The 26,452-nt window shown below is 39.0% G+C and carries 30 protein-coding genes; 18 read left to right on the top strand and 12 right to left on the bottom strand.

Going from position 1 to position 26,452, the window contains the following annotated elements; genetic code table 11:
* Complete coding sequence (locus tag FHG64_RS14800) at positions 1 to 735, bottom strand: FkbM family methyltransferase (RefSeq protein WP_139067134.1); 735 nt, start codon at positions 733 to 735, stop codon at positions 1 to 3.
* A gap of 15 nt (positions 736 to 750) precedes the next feature.
* Positions 751 to 1,458 (bottom strand): class I SAM-dependent methyltransferase, encoded by a 708-nt coding sequence (locus FHG64_RS14795; protein WP_139067133.1) that lies wholly within the window; start codon positions 1,456 to 1,458, stop codon positions 751 to 753.
* Positions 1,459 to 1,683: 225 nt separating this feature from the next.
* On the opposite strand from FHG64_RS14795, the gene FHG64_RS14790 reads away from it, so the two are divergent.
* Positions 1,684 to 2,490, top strand: a complete 807-nt coding sequence (locus FHG64_RS14790; RefSeq protein ID WP_139067132.1) for a hypothetical protein — start codon at positions 1,684 to 1,686, stop codon at positions 2,488 to 2,490.
* An 83-nt stretch (positions 2,491 to 2,573) separates the two neighbouring features.
* Here FHG64_RS14790 and FHG64_RS14785 read toward each other — a convergent pair whose 3' ends face one another.
* Positions 2,574 to 3,209 carry an FkbM family methyltransferase gene (locus FHG64_RS14785; RefSeq protein ID WP_139067131.1) on the bottom strand — a complete coding sequence of 212 codons (636 nt, stop codon included), beginning with the start codon at positions 3,207 to 3,209 and terminating at the stop codon, positions 2,574 to 2,576.
* 127 nt (positions 3,210 to 3,336) lie between these two features.
* Here FHG64_RS14785 and FHG64_RS14780 point away from each other — a divergent pair, with 127 nt between their 5' ends.
* Together FHG64_RS14780 and FHG64_RS14775 are read left to right on the top strand one after the other, a co-directional pair.
* The gene (locus FHG64_RS14780; RefSeq protein WP_139067130.1) at positions 3,337 to 4,734 is read left to right on the top strand and encodes a glycosyltransferase family 28 protein; all 1,398 of its coding nucleotides are present in this window, start codon (positions 3,337 to 3,339) and stop codon (positions 4,732 to 4,734) included.
* Between the two features lie 7 nt (positions 4,735 to 4,741).
* On the top strand, positions 4,742 to 5,884 hold the full coding sequence (locus FHG64_RS14775) for a glycosyltransferase family 4 protein (RefSeq protein ID WP_246054126.1): 1,143 nt from the start codon (positions 4,742 to 4,744) through the stop codon (positions 5,882 to 5,884).
* Here the strand turns inward: FHG64_RS14775 and FHG64_RS14770 are convergent, their stop codons facing one another.
* The 4 genes from FHG64_RS14770 to FHG64_RS14755 form a co-directional block, all read right to left on the bottom strand.
* A complete protein-coding gene (locus tag FHG64_RS14770) occupies positions 5,885 to 6,724 on the bottom strand; it encodes a class I SAM-dependent methyltransferase (RefSeq protein ID WP_139067129.1) in 840 nt (279 codons plus the stop codon). It abuts the gene before it with no gap.
* Positions 6,724 to 7,563 (bottom strand): polysaccharide pyruvyl transferase family protein, encoded by an 840-nt coding sequence (locus FHG64_RS14765; protein WP_246054124.1) that lies wholly within the window; start codon positions 7,561 to 7,563, stop codon positions 6,724 to 6,726. The genes FHG64_RS14770 and FHG64_RS14765 overlap by 1 nt, the downstream gene beginning before the upstream one ends.
* A 609-nt stretch (positions 7,564 to 8,172) precedes the next feature.
* Positions 8,173 to 8,634: a DUF3368 domain-containing protein gene (locus FHG64_RS14760; protein ID WP_139067128.1), complete on the bottom strand. Its 462-nt coding sequence runs from the start codon at positions 8,632 to 8,634 to the stop codon at positions 8,173 to 8,175.
* On the bottom strand, positions 8,618 to 8,845 hold the full coding sequence (locus tag FHG64_RS14755; RefSeq protein WP_139067127.1) for a UPF0175 family protein: 228 nt from the start codon (positions 8,843 to 8,845) through the stop codon (positions 8,618 to 8,620). The genes FHG64_RS14760 and FHG64_RS14755 overlap by 17 nt, the downstream gene beginning before the upstream one ends.
* Positions 8,846 to 9,332: 487 nt before the next feature.
* On the opposite strand from FHG64_RS14755, the gene FHG64_RS14750 reads away from it, so the two are divergent.
* The 3 genes from FHG64_RS14750 to FHG64_RS20020 are packed head-to-tail and all read left to right on the top strand — an operon-like array spanning position 9,333 to position 10,268.
* The gene (locus FHG64_RS14750) at positions 9,333 to 9,659 is read left to right on the top strand and encodes a hypothetical protein (protein WP_139067126.1); all 327 of its coding nucleotides are present in this window, start codon (positions 9,333 to 9,335) and stop codon (positions 9,657 to 9,659) included.
* A 6-nt stretch (positions 9,660 to 9,665) separates the two neighbouring features.
* A complete protein-coding gene (locus FHG64_RS14745) occupies positions 9,666 to 9,938 on the top strand; it encodes a hypothetical protein (protein WP_139067125.1) in 273 nt (90 codons plus the stop codon).
* Positions 9,939 to 10,268, top strand: coding sequence for a type II toxin-antitoxin system PemK/MazF family toxin (locus FHG64_RS20020; RefSeq protein ID WP_139067124.1), 330 nt, complete (start codon positions 9,939 to 9,941; stop codon positions 10,266 to 10,268).
* 183 nt (positions 10,269 to 10,451) lie between these two features.
* Here FHG64_RS20020 and FHG64_RS14735 read toward each other — a convergent pair whose 3' ends face one another.
* Complete coding sequence (locus FHG64_RS14735; RefSeq protein WP_139067123.1) at positions 10,452 to 10,658, bottom strand: hypothetical protein; 207 nt, start codon at positions 10,656 to 10,658, stop codon at positions 10,452 to 10,454.
* 840 nt (positions 10,659 to 11,498) lie between these two features.
* Between FHG64_RS14735 and FHG64_RS14730 the strand changes: the two genes are divergently transcribed.
* From FHG64_RS14730 to FHG64_RS14715, 4 genes are all read left to right on the top strand, one after another.
* Positions 11,499 to 12,494, top strand: coding sequence for an N-acetylneuraminate synthase family protein (locus FHG64_RS14730; protein ID WP_139067122.1), 996 nt, complete (start codon positions 11,499 to 11,501; stop codon positions 12,492 to 12,494).
* Positions 12,495 to 12,946: 452 nt separating this feature from the next.
* Positions 12,947 to 14,263, top strand: coding sequence for an IS110 family RNA-guided transposase (locus tag FHG64_RS14725; RefSeq protein ID WP_139066584.1), 1,317 nt, complete (start codon positions 12,947 to 12,949; stop codon positions 14,261 to 14,263).
* 877 nt (positions 14,264 to 15,140) lie between these two features.
* On the top strand, positions 15,141 to 15,377 hold the full coding sequence (locus FHG64_RS14720; protein WP_139067121.1) for a hypothetical protein: 237 nt from the start codon (positions 15,141 to 15,143) through the stop codon (positions 15,375 to 15,377).
* Positions 15,362 to 15,667: a type II toxin-antitoxin system RelE/ParE family toxin gene (locus tag FHG64_RS14715; protein ID WP_139067120.1), complete on the top strand. Its 306-nt coding sequence runs from the start codon at positions 15,362 to 15,364 to the stop codon at positions 15,665 to 15,667. Before FHG64_RS14720 ends, FHG64_RS14715 begins: the two co-directional genes overlap by 16 nt.
* A gap of 32 nt (positions 15,668 to 15,699) precedes the next feature.
* On the opposite strand, the gene FHG64_RS14710 is transcribed toward FHG64_RS14715, so the two are convergent.
* The gene (locus FHG64_RS14710; RefSeq protein ID WP_139067119.1) at positions 15,700 to 15,927 is read right to left on the bottom strand and encodes a hypothetical protein; all 228 of its coding nucleotides are present in this window, start codon (positions 15,925 to 15,927) and stop codon (positions 15,700 to 15,702) included.
* A 65-nt stretch (positions 15,928 to 15,992) separates the two neighbouring features.
* Complete coding sequence (locus FHG64_RS14705) at positions 15,993 to 16,187, bottom strand: DUF433 domain-containing protein (protein ID WP_139067990.1); 195 nt, start codon at positions 16,185 to 16,187, stop codon at positions 15,993 to 15,995.
* 494 nt (positions 16,188 to 16,681) lie between these two features.
* Here FHG64_RS14705 and neuC point away from each other — a divergent pair, with 494 nt between their 5' ends.
* The 4 genes from neuC (at position 16,682) to FHG64_RS14685 (ending at position 20,638) form a co-directional block, all read left to right on the top strand.
* Positions 16,682 to 17,839, top strand: coding sequence for a UDP-N-acetylglucosamine 2-epimerase (gene neuC / locus FHG64_RS14700; RefSeq protein WP_139067118.1), 1,158 nt, complete (start codon positions 16,682 to 16,684; stop codon positions 17,837 to 17,839).
* 125 nt (positions 17,840 to 17,964) lie between these two features.
* Positions 17,965 to 18,354, top strand: coding sequence for an endonuclease domain-containing protein (locus FHG64_RS14695; protein ID WP_139067117.1), 390 nt, complete (start codon positions 17,965 to 17,967; stop codon positions 18,352 to 18,354).
* Positions 18,355 to 18,556: 202 nt separating this feature from the next.
* On the top strand, positions 18,557 to 19,294 hold the full coding sequence (locus FHG64_RS14690; protein WP_139067116.1) for an acylneuraminate cytidylyltransferase family protein: 738 nt from the start codon (positions 18,557 to 18,559) through the stop codon (positions 19,292 to 19,294).
* Positions 19,295 to 19,330: 36 nt separating this feature from the next.
* The gene (locus FHG64_RS14685) at positions 19,331 to 20,638 is read left to right on the top strand and encodes an IS1380 family transposase (RefSeq protein WP_139066296.1); all 1,308 of its coding nucleotides are present in this window, start codon (positions 19,331 to 19,333) and stop codon (positions 20,636 to 20,638) included.
* A 724-nt stretch (positions 20,639 to 21,362) separates the two neighbouring features.
* Here FHG64_RS14685 and FHG64_RS14680 read toward each other — a convergent pair.
* Positions 21,363 to 21,590 (bottom strand): DUF6364 family protein, encoded by a 228-nt coding sequence (locus FHG64_RS14680; protein ID WP_139067115.1) that lies wholly within the window; start codon positions 21,588 to 21,590, stop codon positions 21,363 to 21,365.
* 141 nt (positions 21,591 to 21,731) lie between these two features.
* Here FHG64_RS14680 and FHG64_RS14675 point away from each other — a divergent pair, with 141 nt between their 5' ends.
* The 4 genes from FHG64_RS14675 (at position 21,732) to FHG64_RS14660 (ending at position 25,246) form a co-directional block, all read left to right on the top strand.
* Complete coding sequence (locus FHG64_RS14675; RefSeq protein WP_139067114.1) at positions 21,732 to 22,025, top strand: type II toxin-antitoxin system HigB family toxin; 294 nt, start codon at positions 21,732 to 21,734, stop codon at positions 22,023 to 22,025.
* Between the two features lies 1 nt (position 22,026).
* Positions 22,027 to 22,383, top strand: coding sequence for a helix-turn-helix domain-containing protein (locus FHG64_RS14670; RefSeq protein ID WP_139067113.1), 357 nt, complete (start codon positions 22,027 to 22,029; stop codon positions 22,381 to 22,383).
* A gap of 128 nt (positions 22,384 to 22,511) precedes the next feature.
* On the top strand, positions 22,512 to 24,227 hold the full coding sequence (gene asnB / locus FHG64_RS14665; RefSeq protein WP_139067112.1) for an asparagine synthase (glutamine-hydrolyzing): 1,716 nt from the start codon (positions 22,512 to 22,514) through the stop codon (positions 24,225 to 24,227).
* Between the two features lie 410 nt (positions 24,228 to 24,637).
* On the top strand, positions 24,638 to 25,246 hold the full coding sequence (locus tag FHG64_RS14660; protein ID WP_139067111.1) for a hypothetical protein: 609 nt from the start codon (positions 24,638 to 24,640) through the stop codon (positions 25,244 to 25,246).
* 896 nt (positions 25,247 to 26,142) lie between these two features.
* Here the strand turns inward: FHG64_RS14660 and FHG64_RS14655 are convergent.
* Entirely contained in the window at positions 26,143 to 26,442 is a 300-nt protein-coding gene (locus FHG64_RS14655) for a HigA family addiction module antitoxin (RefSeq protein ID WP_139067110.1), read from the bottom strand.
* Positions 26,443 to 26,452: the final 10 nt, after the last annotated feature.

Here is a 26,452-nt window from a genome sequence, read left to right as displayed (position 1 = left end):
TCAATAATCAAAATCATTGGAAACAAAAAACACACTGGCCAGATCTTTTCTTATAAGATTTTTAGCCACTATTTTATACTCCTTTTTGTAAAGAAAAAGACTTATTTCATGTTTCATTACATCATGAATATCAGAACAGTTCATTTCTACAACGATTACCTTTGGTCTGTACTTTGACCAATTGTTTGATTCCAGAACCACCTGGTCAAATCCCTCAACATCTATACTAAAAAGATCAATTTCCGTAAATTCTTCGGAGTATTCATCCAGAACACTCTCAAGAGTTCTTGTCTCAATTTTCTTTTTTTTCTCTACGGCTTGTAACATATTATGCTCCTGAAGGTTTGCTGCTGAAAAAGTATTCATTGTAGAATCCTCATGTAGAACATAAAATGTTGAATATCCATTTTTATCACTTATACCCAATTCCAGATTTATATCCCTTGGCCTTTTCTTTTTAAATTCCTTCATACTTCCAGGATTAGCATCAATATTAATTCCTCTCCACCCTTTGAGATAGAACAGGTAAGTATTTGAGTGTATGAAGGGATGATAGGCACCAACATCTACAAAGAACCCTGTTGTTCCTTTTTTTATTTTCTTGTAAAAGATCCCATACAGAATGGCATCTTCTCCTCCCTGAGAAAAAAGATGTGAGTATGGTTGAAGGCGAAATAAAAATTTCTTGATTCTTTTTTTAATCGATTTCCCTAAGTTTCCGGAAGTAAAGGTCATGGTCTTATATATATTTTAAACCCCGGGAACTTCGTGAAATTCACAAAGGTTTATCAACGATTGAGGGTTCTTTTGCAAATCTACATAGCTCATTGCATTAATTTTTGAAAACAGCCCCCTATCCAGATCTTTATCAATCTTATTCTGATTATTGTTTAAACGCACTATACCCAAGCCCATGTCAGCATTTACAACATTTATATTAAGAGCTTCCCCGTATCTCTTTTTTAAATACGCAATTGTTTTCCAAACGTCACCACACCAGGTCCCGCTCCAATCGGGAATATTCATTCCTGCTGCCTCCTTCAAAGATGTGGCAGGCGTAGCAGCAGCCTCTGAAGGCGGAAAACAATCATGTAACACAATTGCACCTTTGGGATCTAACCAGTAAAGCGAATTTAAAACATCGTTAAGACTGGCTTCAAAAGTGTGTAATCCATCGATAAAGATCAAGTGCATATTTCCTTTTTTCTTCAAATAGGATTTTTTTTGATCAAAGAATTGATCACTGGTCATCATGAAATATCGATTTCTCAAATTATCGGGATTTTGATACAAGTGTTTCAAAAAAAAAGAAGGAGAAATTCTGAAAGCCGGATCAACTGCAGTTTTAAATTTACATCTTAAAGGCAGAAGCGTCTTTCCCTTGTGAGACCCTATTTCAAGGAAATTCTCATATTTATTCTGATCCACCAGATCCTGTAATAGCTTAAGTCTGTTCATTTATAAAATCGAAAAATCTGCAATATGATTAGCTTATTTTGGGGCTGTTCCAAATATAAAATAATTCAGCCATTAAAAGGCACTTAAGGAGAATCCTTAACGCGCTTCTTCAGCAGTAAAGCCATATTTCGCTTCATTAGGCGGGTAGTTAATTTTACATGGGCTCAGTAAATTTAAAATTAGTTAATTATATTGGCGCTTTTGTCCACTATAATCTAAAAGTCAGTGAAATTAGCCGCGCATATTACTTTTTTCCATTCTCCTGAGAGGTTGCCCTATCTTCTAAAGGTTATAGAAGAACTATTGAAAATTGACGAAAATATTGATATTTATATTTACACTAATAAACGCTTTACAATTTCTTCCAAGGAGAATATGCATTATAAAATTTTCAACTACAGAAAATTTAAGTTTGCAAGATTTTTAAAAAACAGCCTGGTAGACAAACTGGGAATCAAATGGTTAGTACATCCTTTCTATCTCGCATGGGAAAACAGAAGATTTATTGAAGAGTTGGTTGACGAATATGATGTCCAGCTCTATTTAGAGGATGATATTGAATTTAAAAAGGAAAATTTTGATTATTGGTTAAAATATAAAGAATTAGCCCTAAAGAATGACTTCAATCTCGGTTTTCTTAGAATTGAAAAAGACAAAAATAACAGAAGCTTATTGACCGACGTTAACTGGCCACTTAAAGATCTAATTGAACTTGAAGAACAAAAATTTCTAATAAACGACTTAAATCCCTATTGCGGTTTTTGGATATATGACAGGAAAGAACTAAAAGACTTTACTAAAAGCCCCGAGTGGCAATTTAATTTTACTGGATATGGGGTTAGAGCAAAAGCTGCCGTAGGGTGGCATGGAGTAAATATGAATAGATACAAGAGCACTATTATCCCATTAGTCCAATCAAATGGAACCCTATCCACTCATCCAGGTTCATCTGTTCATCATTTGCCCAATAATTATATTGGTAAAGGTCGATACTGCACTCTTGAATTTCCTTTGAAACTCCCTGCTGTGTAGAGAAAAAATAAAAATCTTTAGATCGTATCAATAACTTCTTTTTGACTTTTACCCGCTTTAAATTATACCTTGTGGAAGAAAAACTATATGTTTAAACAATTTCCATCCTTATAAAAAACTGATGTCGACCAGGAGTAATAATTAAGGGGACCAATGCCCCAAAAATCAATTCTCTTAAATCCCTGGGAAAGTAAGAAATTATAGCCTTCCTCATATTCGCTTCTATCACTGTTATCCCAAATTATAACTCCGTCTTCCTTTAAAGCTCCTAAAGTATTAAGACTACACTGAACTCTTTGTAACCCATCAATTACTACAATATGGAATGCATTGTTATAATTCAGAATTTCATTCTGATATTCTCCGGAACCCAAATTTTTAAAAATATAATCTACATTGGATGAATTACTCACCCTGGATTTGATTTTGTTAAACCATTCTACATTGTGTTCAACGGAAACAACTTGCTTAACCCTTTTCGAATACCATATAGTCGAATTTCCACTACCATATTCAAATACTACCAAATCTTTATTCAGCCTTTGCTTTAAAAAATGAATAAACGGATAGGTATACCATGGCAATTCGTCTCCATTACTATCTAAGGCGCTATTCTTCTTCAAGCTTAAATGCCATCCTTCACTTTGAAGATTTTTCGAAATTTTTAAAAGGCCAATTAAATTTTTGACCCCTAAACGAATCAGGATTTTTTTAATCAAAACACAGATTTAAAGATTGTAAAGCTATCAAAAAATAAAGCATTTAAACAACCTTATCTATTTGCTCCTTTTTATTTTATGATCTATCTTTTTTGATTTTTATCTTTGAATCGAACTGCAACAAAAAATGCCTACTAAAAAAGTTTTAATTCTTCTCCCTGATGGTTTGGGCCTTCGCAATTTTGCATTCACCTCCTTTGTGGAAATGGGCGAACAAAGAGGCTGGGATGTGGTATTCTGGAACCACACTGCATTTGATTTAACCGCCCTTGGCTTAAAAGAAATAAAACTGAGCGGAAAAGCCAGGGCAAAAACAGATCTGCTTAAAAGAGCTAAGATTGAAGTCGAGCTTGACCATTTCACCACAAAGTTTGGAGATACCGTTTATCAGGATTACAAATTCCCTGCATACAATAAAGGGCTAAAAGCTAAATTAAAAAATCAAATAGTCAATTCCTTAGTGCGAAGTCACCAGGGGGAAAAAGGTTTGCAACAGCTGAGAAAAGCTTTACAGGCTTCAGAAAGAAGGGGAAGTTTTTACCGCAACTGTAAACAGGTCCTGGAAGAGGAAAAACCTGATTTCGTATTCTGCACAAATCAAAGGCCCGTGAATGCGATTGCTCCCTTGACAGCGGCTCAGGATCTTGGAATACCAACCGCAAGCTTTATCTTTTCCTGGGACAACCTTCCAAAAGCAACTATGGTGGTACAGCCTGATCATTATTTTGTGTGGAGTGAATATATGAAGAAGGAGCTCCTGTCCTATTATCCTCAAATTGGGAATGAGCAGATCCATATAACCGGAAGCCCCCAATTCGAACCTCATTTTGACCTCAGCCTGAGACAAAGTAGAGAAGAATTCTTTTACGTAAATGGCCTGGATTCTGCCAGGAAGTATATCTGTTTCAGCGGTGATGATGTTACCACCTCTCCCTATGATCACCAATATTTAGACTATCTTGCCGGAGTTGTAAAGCTGTTAAACAACAAGGGCTATAACTTGGGAATTATCTTTAGACGTTGCCCGGTGGATTTTACAGATCGTTATCAACAAGTACTTGGTCAATACAAAGATCTGATAGTTCCTGTAGCTCCAAAATGGGAAAAGACCGGAAAAAACTGGAGTACTGTATTTCCTACAAAAGAAGACCTTAGCATACAGATAAACACCATCCTGCATTCTGAAATGGTAGTCAATTTAGGTTCATCTATGGTTTTCGATTTTGCTATTTTTAAAAAACCATGTCTCTATGTAAATTATGAACCGAAAAATAAAGACAGGGTTGATTGGTCTGTTAAAAAGATCTATAATTTCGTTCATTTTCGCTCAATGCCAACCGGTGAAGAAGTATTTTGGTTAGATTCAAAAAGAGAGATGGCTCTGAAAATTGAAATGGCGTTAACAAATCCTGCACCAACTGTAGAAAAGGCAATGAGATGGTTTGAAAAAATTAATCAACCTCCCGCCGGTGAAAGTTCAGGAAGAATATGGGATGCTATAAACGGTATTACTAAAAATGAATAATCAGTAGATGATGCACCTAGCCTTCCTAACACCGGAATATCCACATCCGTTTTCCACTCCATCAGGGGGATTGGGTACGAGTATTAGAAATCTGGCTGAGAAATTGTCGAAAAAAGGCGAAAGGATAACCATCTTCGTCTATGGTCAAATGCATTACAAAATTTTTGAAGAAAGAGGGATAAACTTTCACTATATTAAACAACGCAATTATCCTTTCCTGGGGTGGTGGTTTCACCGTAAATTTCTTGAGAAATATATCAACAGGGTGATCAAAGAGCAGAAAATTGATGTTCTGGAAGGACCTGACTGGACAGGCATTACCGCTTTTATGGATATAAAATGCCCTGTGATTATTCGCCTTCACGGGAGTGATAGTTATTTTTGCAGGCTGGAAAACAGGCCACAGAAAAAAAAGAATTTCTGGTTTGAGAAATTTGCACTAGCGGGAGCAGATGAACTCCTGTCTGTTAGTCAATTTACTGCCCAAAAAACAGCTGAGATCTTTAATATAAAAAGGGAAATTAAAGTCATTCCTAATTCCATTGATGTAAACATTTTTAAACCCACAGGGGAAAATGTGATTCCGGGGAGGATTTTGTACTTCGGGAGTATAATCAGAAAAAAGGGGGTGCTTGAACTTGTCGAAATATTTAGTTATATCAGTAAAAAAAATCCTGAAGCGAGGCTTCTAATGGCGGGAAGAGATGTGATAGACGTAGAAACACAGAAATCAACACGTGAATTGTTTCTTGAAAAATTACCAAAGGAATTAGTGGTAAATGTGCAATGGTTGGGAACATTGGCACCTATGCAAGTACGGGAAGAAATTTCAAGAGCTACTGTGATCGTTCTTCCAAGTTTTGCTGAAGCATTACCTATGGCATGGCTTGAAGCCATGGCTATGGAGAAAGCAATGGTAACTTCAAACGTAGGTTGGGCAGAGGAGATCATGATTGACGGGAAGACCGGATTTACCGTTCATCCGACGAACCATGAGCTTTATGCAAAAAAAGTTCTTAAATTATTAAATGATCCCGAACTCGCCTCCGGGATGGGGAAGGCTGCAAGAAACCAGGTGATATTGCAATTTTCTTCAGAGGTGGTGGTTGAGAAAAACCTCCGTTTTTACCGTTCCATCATAGGCAAATAATCATAAAGGCTTTCTGTAGATTATTAATTGACTGCGGGTAAAGGCTTTATTTAAAGAGGAGGGTAGAAAGGTTTCTGCATTTAGTGCCCACCTCTTAAATTTATTTTGTTTGTTACCCCATTTTAAGATCCGGCTAAACCTTTCCAGAGTTCCTATGGGGTGGATTTCTACCTCCTGAAAGAATTTCTTTCCCGCATTTTCGAAATGACTACTACTAAAAGTCCGGTCCGGGTGAGGATCGTTCAACTTCCATTCCCTAAATTTTCGTTTATTTAATTTTGAAGGCCGGTTCCCGACAGGAATGTGCCAGCGAATTGCATCAATAAACCTGGAATTTACAGCTGGCTCAAAAAAACGCGCTTCTCCCTCAATTTTTAGCAGCCGTCCTGTTTCCCTGAGAAATTTTTCCTCCAGTGGAAGTTCAAGATGATGAAGAAAAGCTTTCCCGATGACAAAATCAAATTGATCGGCTTCCAGGTTATTTTCAATAAAATCACCTGCAATAAATTTTATAGGATGTTTAAATTCAAAATTTTGATTTAATAGTTCTATTATTTCTCCGCTGGAATCGGCAATATCGTTTGCATAGACTTCTGCGCCCAAAGCTGCCATCACTGCAGCATTCGTACAATCGCCACATCCCATTTCCAAAATCTTCTTCCCCGGTAATTTGTCTTTAAAATTGTTCTTGTAGATGGCAAACCAACTCGGTTCTGTTGTAGAAGCGGATTTGAGAAATGCATCCACATTGTTGATCCAATGCAGTATATTTTTAACCTGCCCCGAATTATAAAGACGATCATAATGATCTTTGTTCTTCTGCTGATTGTCTGAATTCATTAAAACGGTTTTACTTCCAAAAGCCCGGCTTTTAAATTTTTAAGTTTTGTATCAGATACCAATACAGGATGATTTTTAAATATTCCGGAAATACCCTCTTCAGAAATTCTCTCCTTTACAAAAATAGGACTGTAAGTTTCTATGCCTACCGATTCCAGATAATCGGCATATTTGATATCATTTCCGAATATTTTATCAGACATCTTTACCCATACCGCAGGAATTTTATAGGTATGCGCTACTATTAATCCGTGAAGTGAGGTGGAGAGTATTTTTTTACATTCCAAAATTTCTCGTGTGGTGGCTTCGACATCCATTGTTAATAGATCAATCACTTTGACTCCTTCCCATCCGGAAAATATTTTTTGTGCATTCTCATAATCATGATAATGTGGCACAATCCCTAATTTAAACTTCTTCTCTACTTCGGGACTATAATAATCTGGTAAAAGAATGGCGGGATCTCCGTATACTTCGGGACATTCATAGCCAAGGCTCTGAAGATATTGCCGGGTTCTTGGGCCGCGTACTGCTGTAAATTTAGCTTCAGCTATTGGCTGTTGGTGATCTATTATCCCACTCCCCCACACTATGCTGTTCTTATCTGCATGATGAATAATACTACCTATGGCCACGTAATTCTTTTTGTCCCGCCTGTACCATGGCTGTTTTTTGGGTTGAACAAATTTAACTTCCCTCCCACTAATACGTTCCACCAGATATTTAGAAAGAAGATCCCCATAATTCTCCTTCTCCCTGAAAATAAATTTCACTTCGCTCCAGTAAAATAAGGGAATCTTTTTAGGTGTTGAGGAAGGGGAGTTTTTAATCTTATTCAATGGACAGAAATTAGGTTCTTTAGTGGGTTATTCGAAAGGAACATTATTTCTCAAATATATTGAAAATTATCAGTTATCAGTTGTGGGTTGATTGTTGTCGGTTGAAAAAAAGTTGTAGGTTGAAAAAAGTTGTAGGTTGTAGGTTTTGGTTTTCGGTGGGTTGGGTGGTTGGTGGTCTAAATGAGGGAGAGGGACTGGGAGGTTGTCGGTTGTCGGTTGTCGGTTGTCGGTTGGAAAAAGTTGTAGGTTGTAGGTTGTAGGTTCTGGTTTTCGGTGGGCTGGGTGGTTGGTGGTCTAAATGGGTGAGAGGGATTGGGAGGTTATCAGTTGTCGGTTGTCGGTTGTCGGTTGAAAAAAAGTTGTAAGTTTTAGGTTGTAGGTTGTAGGTTCCGGCTTTCGGTGGGTTGGGTGGTTTGGGGTTTAAATGGGTGAGAGGGATTGGGAGGTTGTAAGTTGTCGGTTGTCGGTTGTCGGTTAAAAAAAGTGGTAAGTTATAGGTTTCCAAAAGTTGAATGAGCAGTGGTTAAAATCAATGATGGGAAGTTGAGGTTATCGGTTGTCAGTTGTCGTTTGCAGCTGTGTTTTTAAAAACTTATATAATTTAAACCTTTATTCCCCCGCCAAATCAATTATTTCCTCATATAATCGATCGCTAAATCTAAAGTCGGTTAATTTCATTTTATCAATTACCGGTTTGACAGATTTTATTAATCCTGTTTGCTTTGCCTTTAAGATCACTCCAAACGTTCCTGAATATTTGAGATTTAGCCGGTCTGCAATTTTTCTCCCCTTTAATTCGTCAAGAATTAAAACTGAATCCTGTATCTCTATAGAAAGTGCAATTGCACTTGCCTCTCCTTTGTCCAGGTCTAATTCCAGGATTTTTTGATAATGGCTGTTTTCCGGTTTTACAATTAGTATCCATTCAGGAATTGGTTGACCATATTCTGTATGGATTGACGGAGTCACATATACCCTATTACTAATACCTCTTAACAATTCAAGTTCTTTTATTTTGCTAAGAATTATTAAACAGCTGGTATCCAGGATAAGGTTAGATTTGTGCTGCATCCCTGCTTATATCAGAAGGAGAATAATTGACCAGGGAAACATTGTAATCTTTAAGTATTTCAGAAAAAGCTATTTTAGACAATCCTGCAAGATCCGCTGCCTGCCCAAGAGAAAGCTTCCCAACTTCATATAATTTAGCCGCCAAAAATCTCTTAGCGTCTTGTTCATCAAGATCTATATTCTCTGGGATTTCTAATGTCATCTTTTTCATAATCTAAATTTAAGCTTTTTTTTCTACAGTTATGAAACCTAACATCAAAATATCCTTAAATTGTTTGTCGGTTGAAAACAGTGGAGAGTGGAAAGTGGAGAGAGGATAGTCTGGGCGTGAGAAAAGGTTGTAGGTTGTAGGTTGTAGGTTGTAGGTTACGGCTTTGTCGGTTGAAAAAGTTGTCGGTTGAAAAAGTTGTAGGTTCTAAGTTGTAGGTTGTAGGTTTCGGTTTGGGATAGGGAGTTGAGAAAGGATAGTCTGGACGGGTTAAAGTTGGGAGTTGTCGGTTGTTCTTTGGCTTTCAGAAGGTTGAATGGTTTGTTACTTTTTAAATCATAGAAAGCCTTCAAATGTGGTACAGAATTCGCTATATTTTAGGATACGCTATTGGCTTTTCATTTTTTTCTACATATATTTAGTTGAATGAAGGCTTTTGTTTACTTATTGCTTGTTACATTAAGATAAACTACATTTGCACTTATTTAAAATGGAAGAAAAAAAACAAATTACTATACACAATATAAAAAGCAGTCAGTATCGCCAAATACATTCTGATGGTGCCAGTGCTGCTATAACTCCTTCGGGACTTATTAATATAAATTTCTATAGTCATAGAAACGTTATACCTAAGGGAACTATTTTTGAACTAGAAAGTGATGGTCGTCTAGGTAAATTAGTTGGTATTACTGATAATTCAAAAAGTGGAATAGTTAGAGAGTACGATTTTGGAGTTCATATGGATATCAATACCTGTAAAAGTATAAGAGATTTAATGAATGATAAAATTAAAGAATTTGAAAAGTTAACTAAATAAAACATTATGTATAATATCAATACAAATTTAGCTTATTCAGAAGACAGAAGAGGTTTATATCTTGCTGTTGGATTTGCTAGTCTGTCTTTAATTAGTTATTCTGAAACAAACAGTCCAATTACGGATACAATTGAACCAGAAGTCACAATTCAAATTGATCAAACAAGTGAAGAGCAAACTTCATCAGAATTAACCCGACATGCCATGAACCTGGCCCAGGCTAGCTTAGAAGAAGATTGGAATGACGAAAGTGATGAACATTGGGGTTCTTTTCTTTAAATGAATTATGATCAAGGAGATATCGTTTTAGTTCCTTTTCCCTTTACAATGGGAACTAGTGCAAAACCCCGTCCAGCAATAGTAGTCTCTAATTCTATTGTTAATAAAACTCAGGATGTCATTTTAGCTCAAATTACATCTAAGCCTAGAAAAGATTTGTTCTCCTATGTTCTAGATTCGGATAAATTAAGTGATTCGTTAAATCTCGCAAGTCAAGTAAGATGTCATAAAATATTTATTATAGAGAAATCTACAATTTATAAGAAGATTTCTAAATTGAATGATGAAGGCATTACTGAATTGAAGAGCAAAATTTTTAGTTTATTTTAATTCCAACTCACGTCCCGTAGATAAACAAGGCGAGCTGGCGGGGGTGATTGTGCGTAGGACAATCCGCTAAGCAACCGAACGCGGACTATGGTTTTTAGACAGGTTGTAGTATTGTTTTTAGGATAGAGTGTAATAAACCATTTTAACCTGAATCTTTGTTGGATATTTGATTCAACAATTATTTTAATCCAACCCCACTTCTTTTCTAATTTTTTCCCAGCGGTCAGATTTTGATTTGTTGGTCAATGCCTCTATATCCTTTTCCGTTGCTTCCGATTTTGAAGTGAGTTCTTCATATCTTAGATAGTCTAAAATAGATTGAATTTTTGAAGCTTTTGTGCCCGCAGAAAAGCGAACCAGGATTTCATTATCTTTTCGTTCTACTATCATTTCTCAAGTTTTCTCAAATTTAAATATAAATTTCGGGTTTTGAATTGCCGCTTCTAAATTTTGATGGCATTTGGCGAAAAGCTGGAAGTTCATAGGGTGGAGGTTTCAATCTTCAGAAGAATGGGTGGTTTGTGGACCATATGAGGAAGAGGAACTGGGAGGTTGCCAGTTGTCGGTTTAAAAAGTTGTAGGTTCTAGGTTGTAAGTTGTAGGTTCCGGTTTTCGGTGGGTTGGATGGTTTGTGGTTTAAATGGGTGAGAGGAACTGGGAGGTTGTCAGTTGTGGGTTGTCTGTTGTCGGTTAAAAAAAGTTCTAGGTTGTAGGTTGTAGGTTACGGCTTTCGGTGGGTTGGATGGTTTATGGTTTAAATGTGGAAGAGGGATTGGGAGGTTGTCAGTTGTGGGTTGTCTGTTGTCGGTTGAAAAAATTGTGAGGAGATAATTTAGTTAAAATTGCTACTTTAGCTCAGATAGTGGAGAGTGGAAAGTGGAGAGAGGAAAGTCTGGGACGCGTTAAAAGTTATGAGTTCGGAGTTAGGAGTTATGGGAGAAAACTCCGTGGAACTCCTTAAAAAACTCCAGCGACTCCGTGGTTAAATAACAATTATCCTCGGGAAAACGAAAATCGTCCAACTCAGCAAGATCAATCAAACTCCAAACACCAAACACCAAACGGTGAACGGTAAACAGAAAACGGTAAACGGTAAACAGTAAACAGAAAACAGAAAACAATGATCATAGCTGAAATAGCCCAGGCCCACGATGGTAGCCTGGGAATTGCCCGACCCCCCGGCCCCCTGAAGGGGGAGATGTACTCTTTACTCACTAAATCTTTAAGGGAATGTTTATAATTGCCGAGATTGCACAAGCACATGAGGGAAGCCTTGGCATCGCTCATTCTTATATCGATGCATTAGCTAAGACCGGAGTGGATGCCGTGAAATTCCAGGTGCATATCGCGGAGGCGGAGAGTAGCGAGTTTGAGCCGTTTCGGGTGACGTTCTCTACCCAGGATAAAACCCGATTTGACTACTGGAAGCGAATGGAATTCAGCTTTGAGCAGTGGCAGGAGTTGAAGGCGCATTGTGAGGAAGTTGGGGTGGAGTTTATGGCTTCGCCATTCAGCAATGCAGCTGTGGATCTTTTGGAGAAGCTGGAGGTGAAACGCTACAAAATAGGATCGGGGGAAGTCGGCAACTTTCTGATGCTGGAAAAGATCGCGGCGACCGGGAAACCTGTGATCCTGTCTTCGGGGATGAGTTCATTTGAGGAGTTGGATTGCACAGTGGAATTTCTTCAGAAGAAAAATGTCGAATATTCTATTCTGCAATGCACGACCGCCTACCCTACCCGTCCGGAAAATTACGGACTCAATATCATTCAGGAATTAAAGAAAAGATATAAAGTCCCGGTGGGATATTCAGATCATTCCGCAAAAATCGAAACCTGCATAGCCGCTACTGCTTTGGGAGCAGAGATCCTGGAGTTCCATGCCATCTTCAGCAGGGAAATGTTCGGCCCCGATGCTTCTTCCTCTCTTGAAATAGCCGAGATCACACAGCTGGTTTCCGCAGTGAAAAACATCCAGATTGCACTGCAGCATCCAATTGATAAAAATGATAATTCCGCTTACGGCGAACTTAAAAGCATTTTTGAGAAATCTTTGGCGGTGAATAAAGCGCTGCAGGCAGGGCACGTGCTTAGGTTTGAGGATCTGGAGTCTAAGAAGCCAAAAGGATTCGGAATTAGCGCTACCCACTTTCAGAAAGTAATTGGGAAAAAGCTGAAGAAAGGTTTGAAGAAATGGGATTTTCTCAATGAGGAGGATGTTGAGTAGAGATTCTTCTTAAAAGTATTACCGTCACTTCGAGTGTTTTTTGCCGCAGCGATAGCGGAGGAAAAAAATGTATCGAGAAGTGCTATGGAGTTCCAACTTCCAAAGGATCTCGATACATTTTTCCTGGTCGCTACCGCTCCCTGGAAAAACACTCGATCTGACGACGGTGGTAGAATTGCAATAGAATCCTCCTTGACAGCACTACCGTCACTTCGAGATTTGAGATAAAAAAAATTTTATCTAGCGAAGAATATTGACGTAGGGGATTGTATTTTTATAAGGGAATTTAAACCACAATTTGGCCGATATACACATAGTGTTTTTTACCTGTGTTCGAGTATGGTTTTCGGAAAATAATGGTAGCGATTTTGGTGCTCAACTTCGTATTGATGCCCGCATGGTAGTCTTACTGCTTTAGAATTCTCCGATGTGGTTTTTAAACTTTTTCTATTATGAAGAAAATTCACAACCATGCTGCGGGCATTGATATTGGAGCCCGCAAAATTTTTGTAGGTCTTGAAGGGAGAGAAGTAAAAAGCTTCGAGACTTTTACTGAGGATTTGGAAATGGCAGCGGATTATTTGATCGATAATAATATCGAAACTGTTGCTTTGGAAGCCACTGGAGTTTATTGGGTTATTCTCTTTGATATTCTACAGGCCAGAGGAATCGATGTCTGGTTGGTAGATGGGAGAAGTACTAAACAAGTTCCCGGCAGAAAAACAGATGTAAAGGATTGCCAGTGGATACAACAGTTACATAGCCATGGTCTTCTTAGCAGATGTTTTGTAGCAGAAGATCTTGTCCAGGAACTTCGGGAATATCAACGCCTTCGGGAAGATCACATTCGCAGTGCGGCAATGCATATAAATCATATGCAAAAAGCCCTCACCATGATGAACATCCGCTTAAAAGAAGTTTTAAGTCAAGTACATGGAGCCAGTGGATTGAGGGTAATCAGAGCTATTCTCAAAGGAGAAAGAAACCCGAAAGTCCTGGTGGAGTTATGCGAAAAAAGCATTTTAAAAACAAAAAGGGAACTGGTAATAAAATCTCTAAAAGGGCACTACACTCAGGCAGGTCTATTCGCACTGGAGCAGGCAGTTGCTTGCTATGATTTTTATCAGGTACAAATAGTGCGGTGTGATGAAAAATTGGATGAAGTTCTTAAGAAGATGAGCGGAGAGAATGGTGATGCATCCCTAAAACCCGGCAAGAAAAAAACAAGGAAGCCTATAAGGCATCACAAACCCAAGATTAAAAACCTCGACCGCTATCTACTAAGTGTATTTAACCATAGGGATGCCACTGTTCTGCCTGGAATAACAGATTATACCTGGATGCAACTCCTTGCCGAGGTAGGTACAGATATGAAGAAATGGGCAACAGAAAAACATTTTACTTCCTGGCTTGGCCTTGCTCCAAAACAGCACCACTCCGGCAAAATGAGGAAAAACCATAAATCAAAAGGTCAGCCCAAAGCAGGATTAATCTTCAAACAAGTGGCCACAAGCCTTCTCAACAGCAAAAAAATTGCACTAGGTGCCTTCGGCAGAAAACTAAGAGCCAGAAAGGGACCGAGCCACGCTATAAAAGCAATGGCCAGAAAACTGGCAGAACTTTACTGGAAGTTATTTGTTAGAGGTTTAGATTATATAGAAAAAGGAATAAAAGATTATGAAGAGAAAATTAACCTCAACAAAGAAAGAAGTGTAAGAAAAATGGCGAAAGAGCTTGGGATGGTAATTAGCTATAATACAGCTAGTTAAAAAATACGTCAATGGTAGTGTTTTTTGCCGCAGCGATAGCGGAGGTAAAAAATGTATCGAGAAGTTCCAGGGAGTTCCAACTTCTAAGGGATCTCGATACATTTTTCCCGATCGCTCCCGCTCCCTGGAAAAACACTCGATCTGACGACGGTGGATGAATTAAAAATCTTCTTGAGAGCACTATCGTCACTTCGAGACTTGAGATAAAAAAATTTATCTAGCGTGAGGTGATGACGTATGAATATCACAATGAATATAATATTCTTCTTTGCAGAATTTCTCCCGGCCTACGAAAGTTTATCTTAAAATTTGAAATGAGGGGGCGTACGAATTTTAGGCTGTTTGAGCGAAACGTAGTATTCTCGTCAAAATACACATTCCCGCGAGTTCCTAAAATTTAGCCACCGAATGATAAATTTAGATAAGGTTTCGTAAGCCTAGACTTTTTTGCTTCTTTTTTGGGCGATGCAAAAAAGAAGGAGCGGTCTTATGAAAGGGGGATAAACTCGACACCGTTTCTTCCATAATAGAAAGGAAAATATACTCCAATGAAATACGTCAATGGTAGTGTTTTTTTGCCGCAGCGATAGCGGAGAAAAAAAATGTATCGAGAAGTGCTATGGAGTTCCAACTTCTAAGGGGTCTCCATTCTCTTTAGTAAGCTACGAATGCACGAAAATTTTTATTTGTTTTCTGCTCCTCCGGCCATCGTCATCCTGAACTTGTTTCAGGATCTAATGGGCTTGGGTGGGGCTCACCTCACCTTCCCAGAACCCCGAATCCCGGACCCAGCTCTGTATCTTTAGACTATTGCGAATTATAAAACTGAACTTCTAAGATTCTTTCAAAATTCATATCTTAGTATAAATCTGTCGCTATGAAAACTATCGAGATAAAAAAGAAATTGATAAATGAAATTAACTCGTCCACCAATAAGGATTTGCTGGAAGAATTATATAATTATTTAAATCAGGAGAATGCTGTTCAGGAAACTTACAAATTAAATACAGAGCAAAATTCTGCTATCCGGGAAGCGCGGGAACAAATTAAAAACGGAGATTATTTGACCAATGAGCAGGCTAATCTGGAGATAGATGAATGGCTAAAAAAATAATTTGGTCTCGAAGAGCCCAGAATGACAGAAAAGAAATTTTAAGCTATTGGCTAAAAAGAAATAAAACGAACACGTACAGTAAAAAGCTAAATGGTTTATTTATAGAAGCAGTAAAAATAATTTCTGACTATCCTGACATTGGAAAGATAACAGACGAAGGAAGGGCTAGAATTAAAATTGTTGGTGATTATATTATCATTTATGAAATTGAAAAGGAAACGATTTTACTTTTGACAATTTGGGACAGCAGGCAAAATCCTGAAAAACTTAAAGGAATTTTAAAGGAATAGGTTATTCTCTTGAATGTGAAACAGTAACCTGATCAGCTTCCCAACGCTTTTCTTACTTCCTCCTGAGAAATTACCCTTCCCTCTTTAATATCATTTAAACCCTTTTCAATTCCATCTTTCTGAACATCAGACAACTCATCCCACCAGTCTGCTCCTGCCCCCTGGGATTCTTTAACCACCTGTAAGAATTCAATGGTATCCTGATCTTCAAGTTTTGAAAGCCAGGCAATCAAGTCTAATTTTATAGCTTCCAATTTCATAGTGTAAATTTGTTTTCAGTTGTACTTGACGATCTTATTATTGATTGATAATCCATCTGTACCCATTAAGCCGCATAATCAAGACATGCCAAAAAATCTTCCCGCTCCAAATCTGGATAATCTTCCAATAAATCTTCTATAGTCATTCCGGATGCCAATAATTCCAGCATATTCTCCACAGGATATCTCAAACCCCTAATGGTTGGTTTTCCGTGGCAAATATCGGGGTTAATAGTAATTCTGTTTGTTTCTTCCTTCATGATATTATCTTTCAATCAAATTTAATCAATTTTTGATTATAACGAATTTCGTCCATCTGTTTTCCATGATCCCTAATCCCCTGACGGGACTTTTAATTTTACTATTCAGAAGGATTTGAATTTAGCCTTATTTCTGGAAAAGCACTTTTTCAGAATAAGACAGTAGCCCCCTTCAGGGGGTTGGGGGTTTCCGGAGCAGAATCTTCCTTGACCGAACTCTCGGATCTCTTATAGCAATTTCTTCTCTATTTTGCCAGGTCCTTCACTCAACACTTTAAAATTGATGGTTGAATTTACTGCTAAAAATTTGTTGCCTCATTTTTAGTTCCCATTTTTGAGTGTCTAACCGGGAAACCGTAACAGAAAACGGTAAACGTAAAACAGAAAACAGAAAATTTACCAACAGATTTCCTACTTTAGCGATATCAGCCTCCAAGTACGTAAGAGGCTCAAGCAAATAACTGATAACCCACAACTGATAACTGACAACTGAAATGCCCAAACGTAAAATCTGCGTTGTTGTAACTGCACGCCCCTCCTACAGCCGGATAAAATCTGCCTTAACAGCCATACAAAATCACCCTGACCTGGAACTACAGCTGGTCATTGCAGGATCTGCTTTACTGGATCGCTACGGAAATGCGGTGGATTTCATTGAAAAGGACGGATTTTCTATCGCGGCTAAGGTGTTTATGGTGCTCGAGGGAGAGAATCCCACTACTATGGCCAAAACAACCGGCCTGGGGGTGATGGAGCTTACGAATGTGTTTTACAATCTGAAACCCGATGCAGTGATCACCATTGCCGACAGGTTTGAGACCATCGCCACCTCCATTGCCGCGGCTTATCAGAACATTCCGCTGGTGCATATTCAAGGTGGGGAAGTGACGGGGAGCATTGATGAAAAAGTTCGCCACGCCAACACCAAGCTGGCCGACCTGCACCTGGTATGCAGCGATGATGCCCGGGAGCGGGTGATCAAACTTGGAGAAGAACCGGAAAGCGTGATTAATACCGGCTGCCCCTCGATAGACCTGGCAAAAGAGATCGCCGATTATCCCTATATGGATTTCGATCCGCTGGAGAAATATGGCGGCGTTGGTGCTGAGCTAGACTGGAAAAATGGCTACATCGTCGTGATGCAGCACCCGGTTACAACTGAATATAAAGAGTCAAAAAAACACATCACTGAAACCCTCAAGGCAGTGAAAGCCCTTGATTACCCCACCTTTTGGTTCTGGCCAAACGTGGATGCAGGATCTGACGGGACTTCAAACGGAATAAGGACCTTTAGAGAACTTGAAAAACCCACGAACATCCATTTCTTTAAGAATATGGATCCGCTGGATTTTCTAAAATTGCTTAACAGCTCAAAAGCCCTCATAGGAAATTCCAGTGCAGGCCTGCGTGAATGCGCCTATTTAGGCGTGCCCGTCGTCAACATAGGAAACCGCCAGCACAGAAGAAGCCGCGCCGGGAATGTGATGGATGTGAACTACGAACAGGCAGCTATTGAAGAAGCTATTTCTAATGCCATTGAACAGGAGAAATATGAGTCTTCCACTTTGTATGGAAATGGAGATGCGGGGGTTAGGATTGCGGAGATTTTGGCGAAGGTGGAGTTGAGGTATAGTAAGACGATCTCGTATTAGTCCCGACCCCTAAATCCCCTGAAGGGGACTTTTAAATTGAACTTAAAAGTATAGGTGGTTTTAGAATAGAAAATCTTAGCATTTTTAAGGGGGTTGAGTGTCAAAAGAGGAGTAATTGAGGTATAATGGAAGAAAACTTACACGACATGTTTTATGGGGCCTCGTGGATCATCCATAAGCAAGCCAGGGATTTGCGCAAAAGAGAAACGAAAGCAGAAAAAATAGTTTGGGATCTCCTTTCTAATAAAAAATTAGGAGTCAAATTCAGACGACAGCATCCTATAAATCAATTCATTACAGACTTCTATTGCCACGAAATAAAACTGGTAATTGAAATTGATGGTGAAATTCATCTTCAAAAGGAAGCACTGGAATATGATGAAATGAGAACAACCATATTTAATTATTATGGCATCACTGTAGTAAGATTTACAAACAAAGAAATTTTCACAAATGCCACTAATGCTCGATCGAAAATAGAACAAAAGATAAAAGATCTTGAAAGCAAACCATAATCTCCTCACCCCCAAATCCCTAGAAGGGAACTTTTTAATTAAACTCCTCTGTAGAAGTGGTCTTAGAAAGAATATTTATAGCCCCCTTCAGGGGGTTGGGGGTAATAACCAAGAGAATCGTTATTTTAAAACCACCATCTATGAATGAGGATTTGAGGCTGTCTGGTATTTACTATATTTGAACTAAACACCTAAACCACCAATGAAAATACTAGGTTTAATCCCCGCTCGCGGCGGCAGCAAAGGAATCCCAGGCAAGAATATTAAGTTGCTGGGTGGAAAACCATTGCTGGCATATACTGTGGAGGCAGCTAAGGCCTCTACCTTGCTGGATCGGGTGATCCTGAGCAGTGATGATGCGAAGATCATTGACGTGGCAAAAGATCTCGGGTTGGAGGTGCCATTTGTACGTCCGGCAGAACTGGCGGGAGATGCCACCTCCAGCCTGGAGGTGATCCGGCATGCGCTGGAGGAACTAAGATCTCAGGGAGAGGAATATGATGCGGTTTGTTTGCTGCAGCCTACTACTCCATTCAGACAAGAAGGATTAATAGATGACGTGATAAGGAAATTCACAGAAGGAAATTTCGACTCCCTCATCTCTGTGCGGGAAGTACCTGCGGAATTTAATCCGCACTGGATCTTCGAGGAGAAGGAAGGAAAACTGCAAATAGCTACAGGCGAACAAAAGATCATCACCCGCAGGCAAGAACTGCCGAAAGCCTACCACAGGGATGGTGCTGTTTATATTACCAAAACCTCTGTGCTCCTGGAGCAGAATTCGCTGTACGGTGGCAATATTGGATTTATTGATACTACCGGGAGTCCATATGTGAATATTGATACGAGGGAGGATTGGGAGGAAGCTGAAAGGCACCTCTCCCGATTGCTCCTAAAATCCGTAAGTCTTATAATAAAAAAGCTGCAAAACCTTATTTAATGGGGCTTTGCAGCTACGTAATATTCACTTAAATTAGTGTTGCACAATACTACAGCCGTGAAGATAATAAAATCCAATCCGATCTCCGCTTTCGGAGGAGCAAATTTTGTTTTTGACTATTTGAACAAGATGAACATCGATCAAATTTGTAATGACAGGCTTCCTCCAATGGTCAATCAAAGTAAATATTCCTGGAAAGACATTTTCTATTCTTTGAAATCAGTCTACCTCTGTGGAGGAGATTATATCGAAGATTTACAAGCACATTTGAAACCCCATTTCACTAATAATCCTTTTGTAAAACTAGCAAGTCCTGACACTGTTTTAAGAAGACTATCTCAACTTTCCGAGCAAACTCAATCTTGTAAAACCAAGCGAGGTGTTGTAACTCATCAATATTGTACAAACTCAAAATTAGAAAGTCTGAATATAGATATTCTTAAAAAGCTTGGAGTTTTTAAGTCTGACAAGCTTACTATTGATTACGACAACACGATTATTTTCAATGAAAAGGAAGATAGTAAGATGACGTATAAAAGGAATTATGGATATCAGCCCGGAGTATGTACCATAAATGAAGAGAACATCCTATATATTGAAAACCGGAACGGAAACTCGGATGCAAAATCTTTTCAGCTAGACACCCTTAAAAGAGTATTTGATTTATTGGATTCCCAAAAGATCAAAAAAGTCCATAATTTCAGAGCCGATGCGGCATCATACCAATATGATGTCATTTCCTTCTTACAAAGTAAGGTTGATAATTTTTACATAGGATGCAGGAACAGCTATGTTGAAAAATATTTTTCCCAAGTTGGCCAGTGGGAAGAAATGAAGTGTGAAGATGGGACCATGGAAGTAGGATCTATTGAGATAACCCCCTTTAAACGACAGTCCCCATCAAATAAGGCACAAACATATAGACTCGTTGTAAAAAGAAAACCAAAAAAAGATAGGCAGATAGACTTGATTACTCAAGATATTTATGATTATAGAGCCATAATAACAAATGATTTTGATCTGGATACCAAAGGTGTTGCAGCGTTTTACAACCAAAGAGGAAATATGGAGCGCCAGTTTGATATACTTAAAAATGATTTTGGTTGGAACAATATGCCTTTCTCATCCTTGAACAAAAATCTTGTCTTCTTATACTTTACGGCAATATGCCGGAATCTCTACAATAAGATAATCCAGCATTTTTCTAAAACGAACAGGTATCTAAAACCCACTTACAGGATGAAAAAATTCATTTTCAGATTTATCATATTACCTGCTAAATGGATCAAACAAAGCCGCCAACTCAAATTAAGGATTTATTCATACAACCATTATCAAACATAGTAACAACAACAGAAAGAGTAGAAAGGAAATCTAATATCTGCAAAAATAATCCTACACCAGGGATGAGCTATTATTGTCTTAATTCAAAAAAATTAGCTTTTCAAACCTCAAATAGTAAACATCTCAATAATAAAAAATAAAATGTGCCTGGATAATTCCTCGGAAACAAAATAATGGAAAACATTTTTATTATGAACCTATAAAAAAGATCAATTTTAAAGAGAGATGCGGATTTTAGGTGCTATCGGGGCCGAAAGGGGAGTGGGAAAAGTTATGAGTTAGGAGTTAATCCTACGAAAACTTATTGTAAAATTTGAAATGAGAGTGGCGTTAAAAATTTTAGGCTGTTTGAGCGAGCTGGATTAATCTCGCCAGAATATATTTGCCCGCGAGTTCCTAAAATTTAGCCACCGAATGAAAAATTTAGATAAGCTTTCGTAAGCCTAGACTTTTTTGTTTCTTTTTCTTGCAACCGACGACCAAAGGGAGAGGATTGCAAGAAAAAGAAAAGGCGGTCTTATGAAAGGAGAGTACACTCGACACCGATATATTAATAACATCAAACGTTTATGCTATGAATCAAAAGTAGTGTTTGTACTGCAGCACCAGCGGAAGGGAAATTGTATTTTGTTATTAACTCCCTAGAATTCTCGATACGGTTTTGGTTCTATTATTAATGTTTGAAAAATCTTTCTAAGAATTGGAATTTGCGGCTTCAGGCCGACTATTTGGTAGAATTCAGAAATTTATCAATATCAGTTATTGGTTTTAAATCTTTATTGTTTAAAGCTTCATCCAAAGCTTCTACTGTATCATCATTTGGCTGCTTTTCAACCACCTTGGATAGAATCAATTCCACATAATTATTCAGGCTTCTTTTATTCCTTTTAGCCTGTTTTTTTAATTCTTCCAGGAGTTCCTTGTCTAATTTAAAAGTGACTGTAACTTTCATAGCAAAAAATTTTACATTAAATATAGGTGTTAATGTTTTGATGTACAGGTAATATTTTACAAGTTAAAAGGAGCTGACTAAAAAGCAAAAACTATTACCATTTTGGTAATTTAGTATTATATTTACGACAAAAGCATCAATTTGAGAGTTATTGCGAAGCGAACCTTAAGAGAGTACTGGGAGCAAAACCCGGATTGTGAACAGCAACTATCTGCATGGTATCGTGAAACATCTAAAGCTAGCTGGAAAAGTCCAAATGAAATAAAAGAAAAATATGCGACCTCCAGTATTCTCAAAAACAACAGAGCAGTATTTAATATTTGCGGAAATAAATACCGCCTAATTGTCGAAATTAACTACAAAAGAAAATGGGTTTTTATATTATTCATAGGTACGCACAGTGAATATGATAGAATCGATGCAAATAATATTTGATATGGAAATTAAAGCAATAAAATCTGAACAGGATTATGATAAAGCATTGGCGAGATTAAGATCCATATTTCACGCAGATATGGATACTCCTGAGGGCGATGAAGCAGAAGTGCTTTCCATTTTAATTGAAAAATATGAAGATGAGCATCATCCAATAGGAATGCCTGACCCCATTGAGGCTATTAAATTCCGAATGGAACAGATGGGAATGAACCAAAAGGACCTGGCAGAACTTGTAGGTTATACCAGCAGGGTAAGTGAAATTTTAAATAGAAAACGTAAACTTACATTGAATATGATCAGAAAATTAAGTTCTGCTTTGCAAATTCCTACTGAGGTTTTGGTGCAGGAATACTGAAACTAAAACCCAGGGAAAATACGCAAATGGAAGCAGAGAGGAGCTGTCGTTTTGTTAGTTGCGAACCTGTAAAATCTACTATTATAAATTTACTTTCTACATAATACAATTACACTATACAAAAATAAATGTGCGGAATAGCAGGGATCATAGGTGAAAATGCCACTGAAGCAGAGCTTCAAATAATGCTGAAGAAACAGGCTCACCGGGGACCGGATCATACGGGTTCTTATTTTGACAAAGGCTTTGCCGCTATAGGACATAATCGTTTATCAATTATCGATCTTTCTGCCGCTGCCAATGAGCCTTTTCAAGATAATTCCGGGAGGTATTATCTTACTTTTAATGGCGAGATCTACAATTACAAGGAGCTGAAGGAGGAGTTAAAGGATTTCTACGACTTCCGCACCGCATCTGATACCGAAGTGCTGCTGGCTTCTTTTCTGAAATGGGGAAAGGAATGCCTGCATAAATTCCGCGGAATGTTCGCTTTCGGGATCTGGGATTCAGAAAAGAAAGAACTTTTCGCTGCCCGGGACAGGTTTGGGGTAAAACCTTTTTACTACACCAGGGAGGAGAAATCCTTTTACTTCAGCAGTGAGATCAAGGCTTTGCAGCATTTAAGAGGAAGGGATCAGCCTAATGAGAAGGTGTGGGCCAACTATTTTAGCTATGGTTCCTACGGAATGCCGGATGAGACATTTTTTCAGCAGATAAATCAGTTACCCGGCGGGCATTTGCTGCATTTTTCTGCAGGGGAATTACAGATAGAGAAATGGTATGATTTTGAAGCTGAAGTCGGCAGAATTCCTGCCGACTATTCCTTCGAGGAGGCAAAGGAGGTCTATTTCGATTTGCTGAAAGAGAGCATTTCCCTGCGTTTCCGGGCAGATGTTCCTGTAGGCTTCAATATTAGTGGCGGGGTTGACAGTTCCCTGCTCCTGGCGCTTGTGAATCAGTTTGAGGACAAAAAGAATATCAATGCATACACCTTCTACACCGGAGATGAGCGGTACGACGAACTGCCCTGGGTAGAACAAATGATCGCTAATACCGGAAATCCGCTGACCAAAGTAAAATTTTCCGCAGAAGAAGCGAAAAGTAAAGCTTCGGTTTTAAGCAAATCCCAGGATGAACCATTTGGCGGGATCCCTACCCTCGCCTACTCAAAGATCTTTGAACAGGCACAAAAGGATGGAATTAAAGTATTGCTGGATGGGCAGGGAATGGATGAACAGTGGGCAGGCTATGATTATTACTTTCAGCAGCAATCAATAGAGCAGAATATACAGGGAGTGGGAAATAATTCTCCTTTTCGAAGAAACGCTTTATCCCCCTCTTTCGCTGCCCAGGCGGAAAAACCTGAATATCCGCAACCTTTCGACAATCCTCTTAAGAACATGCAGTACCGGGACCTTTTTTACACCAAGATCCCGAGGGCCCTTCGTTTTAATGACCGTATCTCTATGGCCTATGGCGTGGAACTTCGGGAACCTTTCCTGGACCATAAACTGGTGGAATTCGCCTTCGCAATGCCGGCCGATTTCAAGATCAATAATGGAATAGGAAAATATATGCTTCGAGAGCTTCTGAAACCGCTGGTCCCAGCCGAGATCTCCTACGCCCCCAAACGCCGCCTGCAAACTCCACAACGGGAATGGCTGGCCAATGAACTTTCCGGGTTTACAGAGGAGCAATTACATAACCTGAAAAATTCTCCTGTAGCTAACTGGTTTGATTTCGAGGAAATTGAGAAGGAGTGGGAAAGGTATAAGGAGGGGGACAATGAGTCCAGTTTTCATATTTGGCAGTGGGTGAATGCTTCGCTAGTCGTTAGTCATTAGAGCCTTCGGCGTTTGTTGTTTGGTATTTGGTGGTTGATGTTATTTCCGTTTTCGGTTTGCTGTTTTTAAATAAAAGTTGTAGGTGGAATTTGGTGCTTGGAATTTGGAATTTGGTGCCTGGAATTTGTCTGTGGTTTGTTGTTTGGTGTATTTTAATTAAAAAGAACAGATTTTTTACTCCGTGGAACTCCGTGCCGTACTCCGTTTCCTCTGTGGTTAAATCAGGATAACCGTTTGCGTTTCCCGTTTGGAATTTGGAATTTGGCGCCTGGAATTTGTTCAGTGTGTGCTTACCGTTTTTCTTTTTTTGAAATTGGGAATTTAGTGCTTGGAATTTGTTTTTGGTTTTGGAATTTGGAATTTGGTGCTTGGAATTTAACCTTTAGAATTGAAAGCAAAAGTATAAAGCAATGAGAAATAAAGTCGACAAGATTTGGTACGCCAGCTACGGATCAAATTTACTGAAGAAACGTTTTTCCTGCTACATCGCCGGAGGCACTCCGGCAGGAGCACAAAGGGAATATGCCGGTTGTACCGACAAATCTTTGCCCGAAGCGAATAAACCAATTACCATCAATGCTGAACTCTACTTCGCCCGGAAATCAAAAACCTGGCATGGCGGCGGAGTAGCCTTTATAAAACCGAAGTTCAATTCTGATGCGAAAACCCTGGGAAAAATGCACCTCATTACCTCTGACCAATTCGCAGAAGTAGTGAAGCAGGAAATAAGGCTGGAAGAAGACCTGGTGATCGATCTCGAGACTCTCGAAAAAAGAGGTTCCCTCCTACTGAACGAGAGTTCCTGGTATAACCAGCTTTTATTCCTGGGACGGGAAGACGGTTATCCTATTTTCACTTTCACCAACAAAGATTATCTCAAAGAGGAACTGAATCCTCCACACGAAACATACCTCAACACCATCTCTGCGGGGCTTAAAGAGACATATGGGATGAAGGATGTTGAGATTGAAAATTATTGGAAGAGTAAGAACGGGATTAAAAAAGATGCTGAAGGATAGGTTTTAGAGTTAGTTGCTAATGGACAGGTTTCAGGGTATGGGTTGCAAATTCTGGAAAGCCGGTGAGAAAGACCTACCAGGTTGGATTTTCATGGCCGGTCTGATCTTTCTTAAAAAGAAAATTAACACAAAATAGAAACCTGGCAGGTCTGGCGCGGGAGGTGAGGAAAAAGACCCCTGTGCTGCTAGAATCAAGAGTCAAGACCGCTGCGCTGCAAGACTTTTTAAATTGGAACGCTTAAGCTGATCGGGTAAGGGTCAACCGCATTCGCCTCTGTGGTAGTAGAAAAATTCTAACTCCGCACGAGACCCTTCCGTCACATTAGAAAGTGTCACCCCCCAATCCCTATCGCGGGCTTGACAAGGGAAGTGGCCTTTGATTGGGTGTCGCAGAAAAATTTAATCAACGAAGCGTTTCTTCCCCGCAAGAGATCCTTAGTCACCTGAAAAGGGCTCCGCAGGATGACAAAAAGTGGGAAAAAGGTGGAAGAGGTGTAATAATAATAGACACAGTATACAATACTCCTAGCGTCCTCCCCCTTTAGGGGATACAAGGGGTGCAGGAAAAATGGTCAATATCACCCAACTCCTCTAACGACTAAAGACTAACGACTAAAACCCTCACCAAGCGTCCTCCTCCTTTAGGGGATACAAGGGGTGCAGGAAAAATGGTCAATCTCACCCCACTTCTCTAACGACTAACGACTAAATACTATTTCTTGGCCTCTGTCCTCTGTCCACTAAAAACTCCTAATGGGTCTCGATACATTTTTACTTCCGCTAACGCTTCAGTAAAAACACTCGACCTGACGTAGGTACAAAAAAGAATTTCTGGAAAAATGGTCAATCTCACCCAACTCCTCTAACGACTAACGACTAATGACTAACGACTGTCCTCAAGCTGCCGTATTATCCAATGGCTTTATGTTGTCAAATTCCTTTTCCTTGGAATTTCTTTCTTCTTCAAGATCATAATCATCCTGCAATCCTAACCAGAATTTAGCCGATGTTCCAAAATATTTGGCCAATCGGAGAGCAGTATCTGCTGTTATTCTTCTTTTCCTTTTAATTATTTCACTAATTCGGGTCTGAGGAATAAATGTTTCTTTCGAAAGTCTATAAGCGCTAATCCCCAGTGGATCCAGAAATTCTTCTTTTAATATTTCGCCTGGATGTATGTTATTTAATTTGGTCATAATCTTTTCT

Source organism: Antarcticibacterium flavum (assembly GCF_006159205.1).
In the GTDB taxonomy this organism is placed as follows: domain Bacteria; phylum Bacteroidota; class Bacteroidia; order Flavobacteriales; family Flavobacteriaceae; genus Gillisia; species Gillisia flava.
Note: the sequence above shows the minus strand (reverse complement) of the source record. Positions and strands in the feature narration are given on the sequence as shown.

What these genes read in the sequence shown, in the direction of transcription:
- FHG64_RS14800 (WP_139067134.1), bottom strand. Translation starts at nt 735, where the DNA reads ATGACCTTTACTTCCGGAAACTTAGGGAAATCGATTAAAAAAAGAATC.
- FHG64_RS14795 (WP_139067133.1), bottom strand. Translation starts at nt 1,458, where the DNA reads ATGAACAGACTTAAGCTATTACAGGATCTGGTGGATCAGAATAAATAT.
- FHG64_RS14780 (WP_139067130.1), top strand. Translation starts at nt 3,337, where the DNA reads ATGCCTACTAAAAAAGTTTTAATTCTTCTCCCTGATGGTTTGGGCCTT.
- FHG64_RS14775 (WP_246054126.1), top strand. Translation starts at nt 4,742, where the DNA reads ATGATGCACCTAGCCTTCCTAACACCGGAATATCCACATCCGTTTTCC.
- FHG64_RS14770 (WP_139067129.1), bottom strand. Translation starts at nt 6,724, where the DNA reads ATGAATTCAGACAATCAGCAGAAGAACAAAGATCATTATGATCGTCTT.
- FHG64_RS14760 (WP_139067128.1), bottom strand. Translation starts at nt 8,634, where the DNA reads ATGCAGCACAAATCTAACCTTATCCTGGATACCAGCTGTTTAATAATT.
- FHG64_RS14755 (WP_139067127.1), bottom strand. Translation starts at nt 8,845, where the DNA reads ATGAAAAAGATGACATTAGAAATCCCAGAGAATATAGATCTTGATGAA.
- FHG64_RS14750 (WP_139067126.1), top strand. Translation starts at nt 9,333, where the DNA reads ATGGAAGAAAAAAAACAAATTACTATACACAATATAAAAAGCAGTCAG.
- FHG64_RS14745 (WP_139067125.1), top strand. Translation starts at nt 9,666, where the DNA reads ATGTATAATATCAATACAAATTTAGCTTATTCAGAAGACAGAAGAGGT.
- FHG64_RS20020 (WP_139067124.1), top strand. Translation starts at nt 9,939, where the DNA reads ATGAATTATGATCAAGGAGATATCGTTTTAGTTCCTTTTCCCTTTACA.
- FHG64_RS14735 (WP_139067123.1), bottom strand. Translation starts at nt 10,658, where the DNA reads ATGATAGTAGAACGAAAAGATAATGAAATCCTGGTTCGCTTTTCTGCG.
- FHG64_RS14730 (WP_139067122.1), top strand. Translation starts at nt 11,499, where the DNA reads ATGTTTATAATTGCCGAGATTGCACAAGCACATGAGGGAAGCCTTGGC.
- FHG64_RS14725 (WP_139066584.1), top strand. Translation starts at nt 12,947, where the DNA reads ATGAAGAAAATTCACAACCATGCTGCGGGCATTGATATTGGAGCCCGC.
- FHG64_RS14720 (WP_139067121.1), top strand. Translation starts at nt 15,141, where the DNA reads ATGAAAACTATCGAGATAAAAAAGAAATTGATAAATGAAATTAACTCG.
- FHG64_RS14715 (WP_139067120.1), top strand. Translation starts at nt 15,362, where the DNA reads ATGGCTAAAAAAATAATTTGGTCTCGAAGAGCCCAGAATGACAGAAAA.
- FHG64_RS14710 (WP_139067119.1), bottom strand. Translation starts at nt 15,927, where the DNA reads ATGAAATTGGAAGCTATAAAATTAGACTTGATTGCCTGGCTTTCAAAA.
- FHG64_RS14705 (WP_139067990.1), bottom strand. Translation starts at nt 16,187, where the DNA reads ATGAAGGAAGAAACAAACAGAATTACTATTAACCCCGATATTTGCCAC.
- neuC (WP_139067118.1), top strand. Translation starts at nt 16,682, where the DNA reads ATGCCCAAACGTAAAATCTGCGTTGTTGTAACTGCACGCCCCTCCTAC.
- FHG64_RS14695 (WP_139067117.1), top strand. Translation starts at nt 17,965, where the DNA reads ATGGAAGAAAACTTACACGACATGTTTTATGGGGCCTCGTGGATCATC.
- FHG64_RS14690 (WP_139067116.1), top strand. Translation starts at nt 18,557, where the DNA reads ATGAAAATACTAGGTTTAATCCCCGCTCGCGGCGGCAGCAAAGGAATC.
- FHG64_RS14680 (WP_139067115.1), bottom strand. Translation starts at nt 21,590, where the DNA reads ATGAAAGTTACAGTCACTTTTAAATTAGACAAGGAACTCCTGGAAGAA.
- FHG64_RS14670 (WP_139067113.1), top strand. Translation starts at nt 22,027, where the DNA reads ATGGAAATTAAAGCAATAAAATCTGAACAGGATTATGATAAAGCATTG.
- asnB (WP_139067112.1), top strand. Translation starts at nt 22,512, where the DNA reads ATGTGCGGAATAGCAGGGATCATAGGTGAAAATGCCACTGAAGCAGAG.
- FHG64_RS14660 (WP_139067111.1), top strand. Translation starts at nt 24,638, where the DNA reads ATGAGAAATAAAGTCGACAAGATTTGGTACGCCAGCTACGGATCAAAT.
- FHG64_RS14655 (WP_139067110.1), bottom strand. Translation starts at nt 26,442, where the DNA reads ATGACCAAATTAAATAACATACATCCAGGCGAAATATTAAAAGAAGAA.